Origin of the sequence: Pseudomonas sp. B21-059 (assembly GCF_026016285.1) — a bacterium.
Taxonomy (GTDB): Bacteria; Pseudomonadota; Gammaproteobacteria; order Pseudomonadales; family Pseudomonadaceae; genus Aquipseudomonas; species Aquipseudomonas danubii.
Window position 1 is genome coordinate 3,576,277 of record NZ_CP087201.1, and the last position, 14,325, is coordinate 3,590,601.

Here is a 14,325-nt window from a genome sequence, read left to right on the forward strand (position 1 = left end):
GTAGGAGCCGGCTTGCCGGCGAAAAGGCCCTTGAGTCGGCATTGCCCCTGAGAACGCCTTCGCTGGCAAGCCAGCTCCTACGGGGCGGAGGGGCAAGATAGTTAGCCTGCTTCCTTTTATGATCGCGGCACGCGATGATGCGGATCTCTAACCGCCGCCCGCGAACGAGCCTTCATGCCCGAGCCACAGACCTCCGCTCAAAGCTCCATGGCGATCACCCTGCAGATCGTCTCCATCGTCTTCTATACCTTTATCGCCTTCCTCTGCATCGGCCTGCCAATCGCCGTGCTGCCGGGCTACGTCCACGAACAGCTGGGCTTCAGCGCGGTGATTGCCGGGCTGACCATCGGCGCGCAATACCTGGCCACCCTGCTCAGCCGGCCCATGGCCGGGCGCATGTCCGACACCGTGGGCACCAAGCGCTCGATCATCTACGGCTTGCTGGGGATTCTCCTCAGCGGGCTTTTGACCCTGATTTCAGTGTGGCTGGAACACTGGCCACTTCTGAGCCTTGCCGTGCTGTTGGGGGGACGCCTGCTGCTGGGCGTGGCCCAGGGCTTGATCGGGGTCGGCACCATCAGCTGGTGCATGGGCCAGGTGGGCGCGGAACACACGGCACGCTCGATTTCCTGGAACGGCATTGCCTCTTACGGCGCCATTGCCATCGGCGCGCCGCTGGGGGTGGTGATGGTTGAGCAATACGGTTTCACCAGCCTGGGCATCGCCCTGTCGGTTCTGGCGGTGCTGGCCCTGCTGCTGATTCGCAACAAACCCTCGGTGCCGGTGATTCGCGGCGAGCGCCTGCCGTTCTGGGCGGTCTTCGGGCGCATTGCCCCCTTCGGCGCCAGCCTCAGCCTGGCCTCCATCGGCTATGGCACCCTGACCACCTTCATTACCTTGTTCTACCTGAGCCGCGGCTGGACCGGCGCCGCCTATTGCCTGACGGTGTTCGGGGTGTGCTTCATCTGCTCGCGGTTGCTGTTCATCTCCAGCATCAGCCGCTTTGGCGGCTTTCGCTCGGCCATTGCCTGCATGTGCGTCGAAACCCTTGGGCTGACCCTGCTCTGGCTGGCGCCGTCCACGGCCTGGGCGCTGATCGGCGCCGGGCTCACCGGCTTCGGCTTGTCGCTGGTGTACCCGGCGCTGGGGGTGGAAGCCATCAAGCAAGTGCCCAACAGCAGCCGCGGTGCCGGTTTGAGTGCCTATGCGGTGTTTTTCGATCTGGCCCTGGCCATCGCTGGCCCCTTGATGGGCGCGGTGGCCCTGAACCTGGGGTATTCGTGGATTTTCTTCTGCGCCGCCCTGCTCTCGATCACCGGCCTGGGACTGACGCTGCTGCTCAAGCGCCGGGCCGGTGCCTGAGTTACTGGTCGGCGGTCTGCATCCCTGCCCGGCTCGGCCGGCCCAGGGTATGGGTGAAGAACCTGCCGGCCTCGGCAATCAGGTTGCGATGGATATCCTCGCGGTCGACGCCGTCGGCATCGGTGCACAGGGCCGGCATGGCCGCCAACTGCTCGGCGCTGCACGGCGCCATGAACACGAAGTGCCCGGCGCCGGCCAGCAGCTTGAAGTCCGGAGCCACGGGCAGCTTGCGCGCCAGGGCCGCGGCATTCTTGTCCAGAGCCACCAGCTGGTCGCCATCGCCGCTGTAGAGCAGCACAGGCACATGCACCCCGGCCAGGGTCTGGCGACCGAATTTCAGGCTCAGGGGCGCCATCAGCATCAGTGCATGCACCCGCGGGTCGGCCACTGGCTGCAGATCCTCGCGGTCGACAATCAGTTCGCCCTGGGTATTGCAGGCATCGCGATCATCGGGACGTTCCTGGCAGTAACGCCGCAGGCGGTCCAGGTCAGGCGTGGCGCCGGACAGGATCAAGGCGGTCTCGCCGCCGGCGGAATAACCGATGACCCCGACCTGATCGGCATTGACGAAGGGCGACAGCATCGGGTCGCCAAGGGTGGCGGTTATGGCTTCGGAAATCTGGATCGGCCGTCCGTAGAGGTTGCTCAAGGTGCCCAGGCGGCTGTGGTCCTTGGAGTTGTCACCGGGATGAATCACCGCCACCACGACAAAACCCTTGCGTGCCAGGGACGTCGCCAGGTCATGCAGGGCCAGGGGTGTACCGGTATTGCCGTGGGACAGCATCAGCATCGGGAAGCGGCCGATGGCGACCTTGGCATCCCGGGATGCGGCGATCTGATACCCCTCGACCCGACTGGGGTGCTCGATGCCGGTGGACGGGTAAAAGGCAATGGCGCGCATCGGCTGCAGGTCCAGGGGATCGAGAAAGCTCATCTCATGGAAGCCGACGCTCCAGTGCGGGTGTGGCGCGGGAGCGGCCTGCACTGAAATCGGGCTGCCGAGCAGGCACATCAGTAACACTGCACAAACACGCTTCATCACACGCCCACCTTTGCCGCCGGATCGAGAAAGCCCGTTACCCCTGCCATCCCTTGCTGCCAAGGCCTTGAAGCAAGATTGGCCCATCAATGCGAATGCACCGCCAGGGAGCACGACTCCCGGCCTCGAAAAACCTGCATAACCTGGGCCAGCAACACTGAAAACGCCCACAAAAAAACTCCGCATTCTGATCACTTCAAGCAGTCATCAGAATACGGAGTCTAGTGGCGCTTGCCGTACCGGAAAGCGTCTTTACACAAGCCTTACGCCGCGGCGAAGAGCTGTTCGCTGATCTGCGCCTGGGCGTCGCTCATGGCTTTGTTGCGCACGTCTTCACCGTAGGCCAGACCGTGGGCACGAACGAATTCGATATCGGTGATACCGAGGAAGCCGAACAGCACCTTGAGGTAGTCCTCATGAGCCGCCCCAGTGGCCTGGCCGACATGCAAGCCGCCGGAGGTGGAGACCACTATGACCTTCTTGCCGCCGCACAGGCCTTGCGGGCCGGCTTCGGTGTAGCGGAAGGTCTGGCCGGCCACGGCAATGCGGTCGATCCAGGCCTTGAGCTGGGTCGGGATGGTGAAGTTGTACATGGGCGCCGCGATCACCACCGCGTCGGCGGCCTGGAATTCGGCCAGGGCCTGGGCGCTGAGTTCGGCTTCGTGCTTTTGCGCAGCATCACGCAGCTCGGCGGCGGTGCCGGCGGCCACCAGGGTCGCAGCGGAGAAGTGGCTGATGGCATCGCCGGCCAGGTCGCGATAGGTCACTGCCAGGTCAGGCTGGGCGGTTTTCCAGGCCTGGACCACGGCGTGGCTCAGTTGGCGAGACGCCGAGTTGTCACCCAGGATGCTGGAATCGATATGCAAGAGTTTCATGTGGGATCTCCAAGTGAGGACCGCCACTGGGCGATCGGATGCTGGCAATCCTACAGGTGAATTCAATAGCTGATTAGTCGGCATAAATGCGATAGTTCGTCCCATCAGCAGGACAATCGAGCCTTTCCCCATGCAAGACCTCAACGATCTCTATTACTTCGCCAAAGTGGTGGAAGCCGGTGGCTTCGCCGCCGCCGGGCGCCAATTGGGCATTCCCAAGTCGCGTCTGTCGCGGCGTATCGCCGAACTGGAGGAGCGCCTCAAGGCCCGGCTGCTGCAGCGCACGACCCGGCAGCTCAAGCTCACCGCCGTGGGCGAGCGCTACCTGCGCCATTGCCAGGCCATGTTGCTGGAAGCGGAGATGGCCGACGAAGCCGTGGCCAGCATGGCCAGCGAACCCCGGGGACGCCTGCGGGTGTCGAGCCCGGTGGGCCTGGCCCATGAATTGCTGACGCCACTGGTGAGCAGCTTTCTGGAGAAATACCCGCAGGTGCAGCTGGAGATGCTGTTGCTCAACCGCCGTGTCGACCTGGTGACCGAAGGCATAGATGTGGCCCTGCGAGTACGCGAGCAAGGCGACGAAGACCCTTTGTTGGTCACCCGGCGCCTGCGCCCGGCGCAAACGGCGATGGTCGCCTCCCCGGCCTTCCTGCGGGACAACCCGGTGACCCACCCGCAAGACCTGAGGCACCTGCCCATACTCGGCGCCCTGGAAGCCGACCGGCTGGTACACCTGCGGCTGCTGGATCAACAGGGCAACGCCTGCGACCTGGCCCTGGAAGCGCGCCTGGGCATCGATGACTTCATCGTCCGTCGCGCCTGCGCCCTCGCCGGCCTGGGCTGCACCGTGCTACCGATGCTGTACTGCGAGGCCGAACTGGCCAGCGGTCAGCTGGTGCAACTGCTCCCCCAGTGGTCACTGCCCGGCGGCTGGCTGCAAGCGGTGTATCCTCACCGCCGGGGTGTGCTGCCGGCCGTGCGGGCCTGGATCGAACACCTGAGTGAATCCTTCGAACGTTGTGGAGAACGTGCCCTGTGAAAGCTGCAACCCTGAATGAAGAGCAAGTGGCGCAATTCTGCCTGGGCCTGCCAGGCGCGCGGGAAGACTACAAATGGGGCGGCGTGCGGGTATTCTCGATTGCCGGCAACAAGATGTTTGCGTTGCAGAACCTGCGGGGCGAGTCCCTGGCCTTCAAGGTCGACCGGGAACTGTTTCTTGGCCATGTCGACCGTCCGGGCATTGCCCCGGCGCCCTACCTGGCCCGGGCTCACTGGATCATCATGCACAGCCCCTACCCGCTGGGGGCCGATGAACTCAAAGCCCTGCTGCAAGCGTCCCATCAATTGGTGGTGAGCAAGCTGCCCAAGCGCACCCAGGTCGGCCTGCTGCTCTAGAACAGGCTCAGCAGCCCGCTTTCCAGGAACAACCGATCAATCCAATAGACCTGATGCAAGGCCACGATCAGCCAGAACAGCGCCTGATAGGACACCTTGCGGGTCTTGTGCCGCAACAGTTGCTGAGCCAGCAAGGCACCGGGCCAGCCACCGGCCAGCTCCAGAGCGTGCAGGACCTTCTCCGGCGTGCGCTGCCCCTCGGCCCTGGCCCGGCGCTTGTCGTGCCAGTACAGCAGGAAGGTCAACAGGCTGACGGCGCCATAGGCGACCAGGGGGATGATCGAGATTGCTCGCCACCACAGGGATAACGAGCCGAACAACGGCAGTGCGCACAGCAGGCCCCATACCAGCAACTTGAGCTTCAGATTGTGGATGCGCGCGCCACTGCCGGCGCGCGGTTCGCTGCGGCCCGTCGTCACGGCTGGACCGCCGTCCAGTCGACCCAACCGAACTGCCAGGTCGCCAGGATCAGCAGGCCGAAGGCAATGCGATACCAGGCAAACGCCGCATAGCTGTGGCTGGCAATGAACTTCAGCAGGCCCTTGACCGCGATCATGGCGAAGATGAAGGCCGTGACGAAGCCGATGGCGAACACCGGAAAATCATCCGGCTGGAACAGGTCGCGGTACTTGTAGCCGGAGTACACCGCGGCCCCCACCATGGTGGGCATCGCCAGGAAGAACGAGAACTCGGTGGCGGTCTTGCGCGACAGGCCGAACAGCAGCCCGCCAATGATGGTCGAGCCGGAACGCGAGGTCCCCGGGATCATTGCCAGGCATTGGGCGCAACCGACCTTGAGCGCGTCCTTCCAGGTAATGTCGTCCACCGTCTCGGCATGTACCTGATGCTGCCGGCGCTCGGCCCACAACATGATGATGCCGCCAACCACCAGGGCCGAAGCCACGGTGATGGGGTTGAACAGGTAAGCGTGAATCAGGTCGGCGAAGATCACCCCCAGCACCACCGCTGGCAGGAAAGCGATCAGCAGGTTGACGGTGAAGCGCTGGGCCTTGGGTTGGGTGGGCAAGCCCAGTACCACATCGAAGATCTTGCGCCGAAATTCCCAGACAACCGCAAGAATCGCCCCCAGTTGAATGATGATGTTGAAGGCCATCGCCCGCTCGCCCCCGAAGTCGAGCAAGTCGGCGACGATGATCTGGTGCCCGGTACTGCTGATGGGTAAAAACTCGGTCAGGCCTTCGACAATCCCAAGTATCAATGCCTGCGCGGCGGTCCAAAAATCCATCAATCCCCCATAAGGCGATGCTCCAGGCATGCCTCTTTTTTAAGTATTCAAAGCCATTACTGCGACGAGCGTAGCCGAGTTTTCGGCGCCCATAAGATCAACACAAACCTATGAAAATTCTGTGAAAAATTCAGAAAGGTTCAGGTTTTGCGTGAAGGCGCCGAAATCCTAACAGACAGGCGCAAAATGCGCCTGTGGTGTTATTGGACTTCCGTAGGGTTGGCGCTCGAAGGCAGGCGTGCTTGGATGCTCACGGCCTTTTATGACAAGAACAAGAATCTGGAGTGACCGGATGATGAATAGCTTACGCAAGATGTCCATCAGTCAGCGTTTGTGGCTGATCCTGATCGTGGCGGTGCTGACCCTGGTGACCCTGGGCGTGATGATGCTCAAGCAGATTCATGGCGACCTGTACCAGGCCAAGGCGCAGAAGACCCAGCACGTGGTGCAGACCGCCGCCGGCGTGCTCACTTACTACCAGGGCCTGGAAGCCGCCGGCAGCATGAGCCGCGAACAGGCACAGAAACAGGCGCTGCAGGTGATTCGCGGGCTGCGCTACAACCAGAACGACTACTTCTGGATCAACGATCTGACGCCGGTCATGATCATGCACCCGGCCAACCCCAAGCTCGACGGACAGAACCTGGCGGCAGTCAAGGACCCGGACGGCTTCGAAGTCTTCAACGAAATGGTGGCCCTGGCCAAGTCCAAGGGCGCCGGCATGGTGGACTATCGCTGGCCCAAGCCCGGGGCCGAGCAGCCGGTGCAGAAGACCTCCTATATCCAGCTGTTCCAGCCCTGGGGCTGGATCATCGGCTCCGGGATCTACATCGATGACCTGCAACAGGAGTTCTATGCCCAGGTACTGCGGGCCTCCTCTGTCGGCCTGGTGATTGCCCTGCTGATGGCGGGCCTGGTGGTGCTGATCGTGCGCAGCATCGTCAGCCCGCTGCGCGAGACCGTGCACGCCATGGCCAATATCGCCAGCGGCGAAAGCGACCTGACCCGCAGCCTGGATACCCATGGCCAGGATGAAGTCACCGAGCTGGCCCGACACTTCAACGGTTTCACCGCCAAATTGCGTGGGGTCGTCACGCAGTTGCAGACCAGCGCCGCGGCCCTGGAACAGTCCTCCAACGAGCTGGGCAGCAACGCCGCCGAGGCCCAGGAGCGCAGCCAGCAACAGTCCCAGCAGATGGAACAGGTGGCCGCAGCCATCAGTCAGGTCACCAGTGGCGTTCAGGATGTTGCGAGAAATGCCGAGCACGCCGCCAGTGAAGTGCGCGAGGCCGAAGCCCAGGCCCAGCAAGGCCAGGTCAATATCGACGGCAGCCTGCAGCAGATCGATCAGCTGTCGAGCACCATCGATCAGGCGGTGGAAGTGATCCGCACCCTGGCGGCAGAAAGCACCCAGATCGGCACCGTACTGGAAGTGATCCGCTCCATTGCCGAACAGACCAACCTGCTGGCCCTGAACGCCGCCATCGAGGCGGCGCGGGCCGGGGAACAGGGTCGGGGTTTTGCCGTGGTGGCCGACGAGGTGCGCCTGCTGGCCCAGCGCACCCAGCAATCGACCGCAGAAATCCAGGGCATGATCGAGCGCTTGCAGAATCACTCGGAAGCGGCGGTCAAGGTGATTGGCGACAGCAGCCGCGCGTCGCAGTTGACCATCGAGCAGGCGGGCCTGGCCGGTACCAGCCTCAATGCCATCGGCCAGGCACTGCGTACCCTCAACGGCCTGAACGCCTCGATTGCCAGCGCCACCCTGCAACAGGCCCATGTGGTGGAAGACATCAACCACAACGTCGGCCAGGCGGCAGGCCTGTCCCAGGGCACCGCTCTGGCGGCCCAGCACTCCAGCGCCGCCAGCCGCCACCTCAAGGAGCTGTCGGAACAGCTCAATGGCCTGCTGCGTCAGTTCCGCGTCTGAGTCACTTCAGGGTCTGGGCCCCGGGCTGACGCCCAGGGCCCAGACTGGGTACAATCCGCCCCCTCCTCCACTTCCCCAAGGAACCGCCATGTCCGGGCTTGAACTGTTTGCCGCTGCGCTAGGCGTCATCGCCGTCTGGCTGACGGTTAAACAGAACCCCTGGTGCTGGCCCATCGGCCTGGTCATGGTGTTGCTCTACAGCTGGATCTTCTACGAGGTCAAACTCTATTCCGACATGCTGCTGCAGGTGGTCTACGCCGTGCTGCAGCTCTATGGCTGGTGGCAGTGGACACGGGGCGGCGACCGCCATCAGGGGCGCCCGGTCAGCCAGTTGCAGCCCGTCGGCTTGCTCCAGGGCCTGACCCTCGGCGCACTGGGCAGCCTGATGCTGGGAGCGGCCATGGCCCACTGGACCGATGCCGCGCAACCCTGGCTCGACGCCGCCCTGACCGCCTTCAGCCTGGTAGCCCAATGGTGGATGGCGCAGAAGCGCGTGCAATGCTGGCCGCTGTGGATCGCCGTGGATGTGATCTTCGTGGGTCTGTTCATCTACAAGGAGCTGTACCTGACCGCGGCCCTCTACGCCCTGTTCACCCTGCTGGCGGTCCAGGGCTGGCGCACCTGGCGCGCCGACCCGGCGTTGCAGTCGTGAAGGTACTGGTGCTGACCGGCCCCGAGTCCAGTGGCAAAAGCTGGCTGGCGGCCGAGCTGCAAGCGCACTTCGGCGGCCTCCAGGTGGGTGAGTACGTGCGCCACTTCATCGAGCAGGAGTGCCGCGATACCTGCCTGGCGGACATCCCCGAGATCGCCCGTGGCCAGTTGGCCTGGGAGGACCAGGCCCGGGCCCGGCAACCCGCCCTGCTGATTCTCGACACCCACCTGCTGAGCAACCTGCTGTGGAGCCGGACCCTGTTCGGCGACTGCCCGCCGTGGCTGGAAACCCAGTTGCTGGCCCGGCATTACCACCTGCACCTGCTGCTGTCCCCGGAGGATGTGGCCTGGAGCGACGACGGTCAGCGCTGCCAGCCGCAACTGGCGCAGCGTCAGGCTTTCTTCGACGCCACGCAGCAGTGGCTGGACCTGCACGCGCAGCCTTATCGGGTCATTCGCGGCGATTGGCAGGAGCGCCGGCAGCAGGCCTTCGCCCTGGTTCGACAACTGCTGCTGGACTGATCCCGCCGCAGGTGCGCCCCCCGCAGAGTGTCCATTCCTGAAACACTCCCCTGGCGATCAGGCCGCCATTTTCGGGGGCGGCGCCCACTGTCGGCGAAACTGTTGCGCCACTGATACACCCCCGCAGCAACCCTTGTTCCAGAGCATTGTCCCGGTTATGGCCAATGGCCGTCGGTGGTGTCTGTCTCAATCCTGAAACACCTGCTGCGCCCTTTTTCCCAGCATTTTCCCAACCCATTGATTCTTCGCAAGAAATCAAAAGCGGCACGGCTTCTGCTCTCTCCCTCTCAACGCTGACTAGGGCCAGCACTGAGAAGAAGGAATACCGCCGTGGGGACTCTGAACAAAAGTTTCACCCGCTTACTGCTGATCGGCTGTGCCGTCAGCGCGGTGTCCAGTCTTCCGGTTCTGGCGGCGGGCAATGGCGAGATCATCATCCAGCGCACCTTACAGGCACAGCCCCTTGGCCGTGCGCCTCTGCAGAAAGATCCCAATCCTGTTTCGGTCAATACCAACCCTTCAACGTTGGTCAATCAGATGACCGGCAATGAAATGACCGATGGCGATTTCGCCGGCATCAGGACTGGCGCGCTGATCCGCGGCACCGTGCTGTCCGGCAACAGCGGTGTACCGGGGATGAATGTCCTGAGCAACAGCAATAGCCATGGCCTGCCAGGCATGGCAGTGGGTCATGGTGGCGGCGCCGGGGCCAGTATTTCCGGCTCGATCAATCGGAGCATCAACACCGGCATGGCTCCCTTGAAAAATATCGGGGGCCAATAAGATGAATCGCTCAGTCCTGTTCCTTGCCTTGCTCGCCTGCTCCGGGGCCATGGCCGACTCCACCAATCAAGCCGCCGCCACCTCCAGCATCCAGAACTCCGGCACCGGCTACACAGGCAACTTCAACGTCAACCAGGCCGCCGGCGACCAGCAACAACAGACCAACGTGCGGGCCATTGCCATCGGCACCAACGCCACGGCCACCACCAGCGTCAACCAACGCATCACCACGCCAGCCGACCGCTCGGTCAATACCAGCAGCACCATCGGCGGCAACTCTTTCAGCAACGGCAGCGGCGCACTGGGCGTGAACCAGTCGGCCGGGGCCAACAACCAGATGGCCAATGCCCTGCGGATCAGCATCAGCGCCAATCCGCAAAGCATTGACGACAGCGCCCTGTCCCAACAGAACGTGGCGCTGTTACCAAACTCGGGAGCAACTGGCACTCAACAAGGCAGCCGCCAGGTCGTTACCAGCGACCAGGCCTTCACCGGCAGCCGTGGAGTGATTCAGGTGAACCAGAGTGCCGGGGTGGGGAACCGAATGGCTAACACCCTGAGCATACGGGTCGCAGATTGACCCCTCGTAGTGCAATTAGAAAGTACCAACACTTAACCAACTAATAAGCACCGGAGAAACACCATGAAACCTACAATGGCTCTCAAACCACTGGTTTTCGCACTGGCCGCAGTCATGGCAATGGCCGCCCAGGCAGGTGGAAATAACAACGGTCACAACGGCGGTCATGGCAATGGCCATGGCGATCATGATAGAGGTCCAGATCTCGGCACTCTGCTGCAAATCACCGCCGGGGCCGGTGCTGCAGTGATCGACGTGCAGACCAGCACCTCCAACGTGGTGAAAAACCAGGGCACCAACAACAACGCCAAGATGGACAACTCCCTCAACAACTCCAACGGCAACATGGGCGCCAACGTCGCCGCCGGCGACGGCAACCAACAAGACAACGCCGCTGCCCTGGCAACCGCTGACGAAAGCTTCATCTTCGGCAGCGCCGTGGCGGCTTCCAGCGCCACCCAGATCAATAGCAACAACCATGTGAAAAACTCTTCGACACAGAACAACGCTGTGTTGAACAACTCCGGCAACAACGGTTCCGGCAACATCGGCATCAACGTCACCGCCGGCAACTTCAACCAACAGAAAAACAACCTGGCCATCGCCGTGTCCGGCGGTCGCGTGGCAACCGCAGCAGCGGCGGCCAACCAGTCTACGACCAATCTGGTCGTAGAGAACAAAGGCGTCCAGGCCTACAAAAAAGACACCCTCTCGGGCGGCTTCGTGGCCTACGGCACCTACAAAGGCACCGGCAGCGGCAAGATCGAAGGCGACGATGGTCACGGCGGCGGCCATGGCAACAACAACCGCGGTGGTGGCCACGACAACGACGATCAAAAATTCACCTTCAAGGAACAAGGCACCATCGAACTGGCTGGCTACTGGACCCAGCAAGTGCTGACCAAAGACGGCTGGAAAAACCCAGTGGTCAACAACGCCAGCATGACCAACTCGATGAACGGCTTCTCCGGCAACGGCGGCGCCAACGTCTCGGCTGGTGTGGGCAACCAACAAAGCAACTCGCTGTCCATCGCCGCTGGCTGCAAAGCCTGCATGTAATCGCGATCGTAACGAAAGCCCCGGAAACGGGGCTTTTCCACAGTCCGACTCAGGCGTAACGATCATGCGTACTGCGATCCTCTCCCTCCTGCTGTGCCTCTGTGTTCCCGTTGAGGCTGCGCAGATGGCCGTCGCCGGCCTGCCCGGTGGCAACCTGATCTTCAAACAGGTGCAGAGCGTACGTGAACGCAAGTTCAGCGACATCGTCGAGCAGAAGACCGACTTCAGTTGCGCCGCCGCCGCGCTGGCGACCGTTCTGCGCCAGGCCTACTGGCTTGACGTCGATGAGGAGCACGTCATCAAGGGCATGCTGGTCAATTCAGATCAGAATCTGGTCCGCACCCAGGGTTTTTCCATGCTCGATATGAAGCGCTACGTGGAAAGCATCGGCATGCGCGCCCGAGGCTACCGGATTCCGCCCGACAAGCTCGAAGCGGTGACCATTCCGGTGGTGGTACTGATGGAAATTCGCGGCTACAAGCACTTCGTGGTGATGCAGCGGGCCCAGAAAGGCTGGGTCTACATCGGTGACCCGGTATTGGGTCACAAGCGTTACTCCCATGAAGACTTCGTCAAAGGCTGGAATGGAATCGTGTTCGCCATCATCGGTCCCGGCTACGACAAGACCAATGCCTTGCTCGACCCGCCTGCCCCGCTGACCGCGAAAAACAAGCTCGATGGTTTCTACCCGGTCAAAGACACGGACCTGATGGACTTCGGTTTTATCCAGAGCGACTTCTTCTAGAAGCCCGAACAATCATAAAGGGGCAGGACGCTCCGGGAGCAGCAAGCAGATGAAGACTTCATACTGGCTGGCAGCCGCCTGCCTGGCAGCAGCTCTTCCAGCCCATGCTGGTTTCAAGCCCGAACTTATCCAGGATCAGGAATTATCGCAGTTACGGGGCCGTTACGTGATGCCGGGGCGGATTATCAGCTTCGGCATTGTCATGAGCAGTACCTGGCGCAACGCCAGCGGTGACCTGATCGGTGCGACCACCTCGCTGCAGATCCAGCAAGCCACCATCAAACCGGAATTCTACGTCTCCACCATCACCCAGACCGGTGACGGCACCACGCCGCCCCCAGGCACCGGCAATGTGATCGGCGGCGCAGGCCTGGCCAATGGCCAGGGCGTGACCCAGAGCGTGAGAGCCGCCGGTGATGGCAACTCTGCCTACAACAACATCAGCATCAATGTCACAGAGGCTAACCAGGCGCCCGCCTTGGCCGCTGGGGCCGGCCAGGCCTTGATGAGCGGCCAGACCATCACCGGCAGCAACGCCGCCGGTAGCGTGGCAGTATCGGCCCTCAATGGCGGTATCCAGATGGCGATACAGGCCAACGGCAATCAGGGCAGCGCCCTGCAGCAAGTGGCCCAGGGCAATCTGTTGCAGAACACCCAGTTGATGGGTAACAGCAACCTGGTCAACAACCTGACTCAACTCAATGTGGTGCTCAGAAACAACGGGCCCAGCAACGGTGTTTTGGACTGCAACCTGACAACGCTAGACGCTCTACGCAAATTCTGATCTTGAACTACGCTGATTCTCGACCATTGGGGTTCAAAAGGGACGGTTTATTTCATGTATCGATCGGTTTCACTGCGCGCAGTCATGTGTTTAAGCACTCTATTTCCAGCGGCGCTGGTTCAAGCCGCGCCGGATGCCGATGTAGAGACCCTGAAACGCGAACTTCTGGAGCTCAAGCAACGTTACGAAGTGCAGCAGAAGGCCCTGGCGGTACTGGAGCAGCGAGTCCGGCAGGTAGAAGATCAACCCGCGGCACCACCGCCCAAGCGCCTGGCCAAATCGCCAGCTGATCTCAGAGGCAATCAACAGGTTGCCGGCACTGGCGCCGCAGCGGCGTCCGGAGGAGCAGCCGGGGGCGCTTCCTACGGTCAGTCGCTCAAGGATGATTCGGCTCCGGCCCAAAGCGTCAGCAACCTGTACGACGAGGCCAGTGGCTTCTTCGGTGGCGGCAAGTTCAGCGTCGAGACCGGCTTGACCTACGCCCGCTACGACGCTCGGCAACTCACGGTCAACGGCTTCCTTGCGCTGGACTCGATCTTTCTCGGCAACATCAACCTGGACCGGATCAAGTCCGATACCTGGACCCTGGACCTGACCGCTCGCTATAACCTCAACAACCGCTGGCAATTCGACATCAACGCCCCCGTGCTGTATCGCGAGTCCACCTTCCAGTCCGGTGGCGGCGGCGGTGCCGGCACCCAGACCACCGAAGAATCGGTGACCCGTGACCCGACATTGGGGGACGTGAACTTCGGCGTGGCTTACAAATTCCTCGACGAATCGGAGTTCTGGCCCGACGCCGTGGCGACCCTGCGAGTCAAGGCCCCCACCGGCAAGGAACCGTTCGGGATCAAGCTGGTGCAATCTGCGGGCAACAACAACCTGTACGTGCCTGAAAGCCTGCCGACCGGTAACGGTGTCTGGTCGATCACCCCCGGGATCTCCCTGGTCAAGACTTTCGATCCGGCGGTGCTGTTCGGCACCTTGGCCTACACCCACAACCTGGAAGAGTCGTTTGACGACATCAGTTCCACGGTTGGCAGCAAGACCCCTGGCAAAGTCCGCCTGGGCGACAGCTTCCAGATCGGCGCCGGTGTGGCTTTCGCCCTCAACGAGAAGATGAGCATGTCCTTCTCGGTGTCCGACCTGATACAGCGCAAGAGCAAACTCAAGCAGGATGGCGGCGATTGGCAGTCGGTGGTTTCCAGCGACGCCAACGCCGGTTACTTCAACGTCGGCATGACCATTGCGGCCACCGACAACCTGACCATTGTGCCCAACCTGTCCATCGGCATGACCGAGGACGCCCCGGCCTTCACCTTCAGCCTGAAATTCCCTTACTACTTCTGATCCA

At 62.2% G+C, this 14,325-nt stretch carries 16 protein-coding genes; 12 read left to right on the top strand and 4 right to left on the bottom strand.

Annotation, left to right across the window (positions count from 1 at the left end; all coding sequences use genetic code 11):
- Positions 1 to 174: 174 nt before the first annotated feature.
- Complete coding sequence (locus LOY69_RS15750; protein WP_123390727.1) at positions 175 to 1,362, top strand: MFS transporter; 1,188 nt, start codon at positions 175 to 177, stop codon at positions 1,360 to 1,362.
- Between the two features lies 1 nt (position 1,363).
- Here LOY69_RS15750 and LOY69_RS15755 read toward each other — a convergent pair whose 3' ends face one another.
- Positions 1,364 to 2,401, bottom strand: a complete 1,038-nt coding sequence (locus tag LOY69_RS15755; protein WP_110653195.1) for an alpha/beta hydrolase family protein — start codon at positions 2,399 to 2,401, stop codon at positions 1,364 to 1,366.
- Between the two features lie 263 nt (positions 2,402 to 2,664).
- The gene (locus LOY69_RS15760; protein ID WP_265073179.1) at positions 2,665 to 3,276 is read right to left on the bottom strand and encodes an FMN-dependent NADH-azoreductase; all 612 of its coding nucleotides are present in this window, start codon (positions 3,274 to 3,276) and stop codon (positions 2,665 to 2,667) included.
- A gap of 130 nt (positions 3,277 to 3,406) precedes the next feature.
- Between LOY69_RS15760 and LOY69_RS15765 the strand changes: the two genes are divergently transcribed.
- Positions 3,407 to 4,315 carry a LysR substrate-binding domain-containing protein gene (locus tag LOY69_RS15765; protein WP_102863515.1) on the top strand — a complete coding sequence of 303 codons (909 nt, stop codon included), beginning with the start codon at positions 3,407 to 3,409 and terminating at the stop codon, positions 4,313 to 4,315.
- Positions 4,316 to 4,326: 11 nt separating this feature from the next.
- A complete protein-coding gene (locus LOY69_RS15770; protein WP_181433961.1) occupies positions 4,327 to 4,671 on the top strand; it encodes an MmcQ/YjbR family DNA-binding protein in 345 nt (114 codons plus the stop codon).
- Here the strand turns inward: LOY69_RS15770 and LOY69_RS15775 are convergent.
- Both LOY69_RS15775 and LOY69_RS15780 read right to left on the bottom strand, forming a co-directional pair.
- Positions 4,668 to 5,090 (bottom strand): DUF1294 domain-containing protein, encoded by a 423-nt coding sequence (locus LOY69_RS15775; RefSeq protein ID WP_102879256.1) that lies wholly within the window; start codon positions 5,088 to 5,090, stop codon positions 4,668 to 4,670. The two genes, LOY69_RS15770 and LOY69_RS15775, sit on opposite strands and share 4 nt — an antisense overlap.
- On the bottom strand, positions 5,087 to 5,917 hold the full coding sequence (locus LOY69_RS15780) for an undecaprenyl-diphosphate phosphatase (protein WP_102879255.1): 831 nt from the start codon (positions 5,915 to 5,917) through the stop codon (positions 5,087 to 5,089). The genes LOY69_RS15775 and LOY69_RS15780 overlap by 4 nt, the downstream gene beginning before the upstream one ends.
- A 295-nt stretch (positions 5,918 to 6,212) precedes the next feature.
- On the opposite strand from LOY69_RS15780, the gene LOY69_RS15785 reads away from it, so the two are divergent.
- From LOY69_RS15785 to LOY69_RS15825, 9 genes are all read left to right on the top strand, one after another.
- Positions 6,213 to 7,847, top strand: coding sequence for a methyl-accepting chemotaxis protein (locus LOY69_RS15785; RefSeq protein WP_102880051.1), 1,635 nt, complete (start codon positions 6,213 to 6,215; stop codon positions 7,845 to 7,847).
- 88 nt (positions 7,848 to 7,935) lie between these two features.
- Positions 7,936 to 8,499, top strand: coding sequence for a nicotinamide riboside transporter PnuC (pnuC, locus tag LOY69_RS15790; RefSeq protein ID WP_102879254.1), 564 nt, complete (start codon positions 7,936 to 7,938; stop codon positions 8,497 to 8,499).
- Positions 8,496 to 9,020 (top strand): AAA family ATPase, encoded by a 525-nt coding sequence (locus LOY69_RS15795; protein WP_265073180.1) that lies wholly within the window; start codon positions 8,496 to 8,498, stop codon positions 9,018 to 9,020. The genes pnuC and LOY69_RS15795 overlap by 4 nt, the downstream gene beginning before the upstream one ends.
- 330 nt (positions 9,021 to 9,350) lie before the next feature.
- A complete protein-coding gene (locus LOY69_RS15800; protein WP_102879253.1) occupies positions 9,351 to 9,803 on the top strand; it encodes a hypothetical protein in 453 nt (150 codons plus the stop codon).
- A 1-nt stretch (position 9,804) separates the two neighbouring features.
- Positions 9,805 to 10,383: an adhesin gene (locus tag LOY69_RS15805; RefSeq protein ID WP_213666419.1), complete on the top strand. Its 579-nt coding sequence runs from the start codon at positions 9,805 to 9,807 to the stop codon at positions 10,381 to 10,383.
- Between the two features lie 63 nt (positions 10,384 to 10,446).
- Positions 10,447 to 11,442 (top strand): heme utilization protein, encoded by a 996-nt coding sequence (locus LOY69_RS15810; RefSeq protein WP_265073181.1) that lies wholly within the window; start codon positions 10,447 to 10,449, stop codon positions 11,440 to 11,442.
- Between the two features lie 64 nt (positions 11,443 to 11,506).
- Positions 11,507 to 12,187 carry a C39 family peptidase gene (locus tag LOY69_RS15815; RefSeq protein ID WP_213666421.1) on the top strand — a complete coding sequence of 227 codons (681 nt, stop codon included), beginning with the start codon at positions 11,507 to 11,509 and terminating at the stop codon, positions 12,185 to 12,187.
- A gap of 49 nt (positions 12,188 to 12,236) precedes the next feature.
- Positions 12,237 to 12,971, top strand: coding sequence for a hypothetical protein (locus LOY69_RS15820; protein ID WP_102879249.1), 735 nt, complete (start codon positions 12,237 to 12,239; stop codon positions 12,969 to 12,971).
- A gap of 54 nt (positions 12,972 to 13,025) precedes the next feature.
- Entirely contained in the window at positions 13,026 to 14,321 is a 1,296-nt protein-coding gene (locus tag LOY69_RS15825) for a hypothetical protein (protein ID WP_123390718.1), read from the top strand.
- Positions 14,322 to 14,325: the final 4 nt, after the last annotated feature.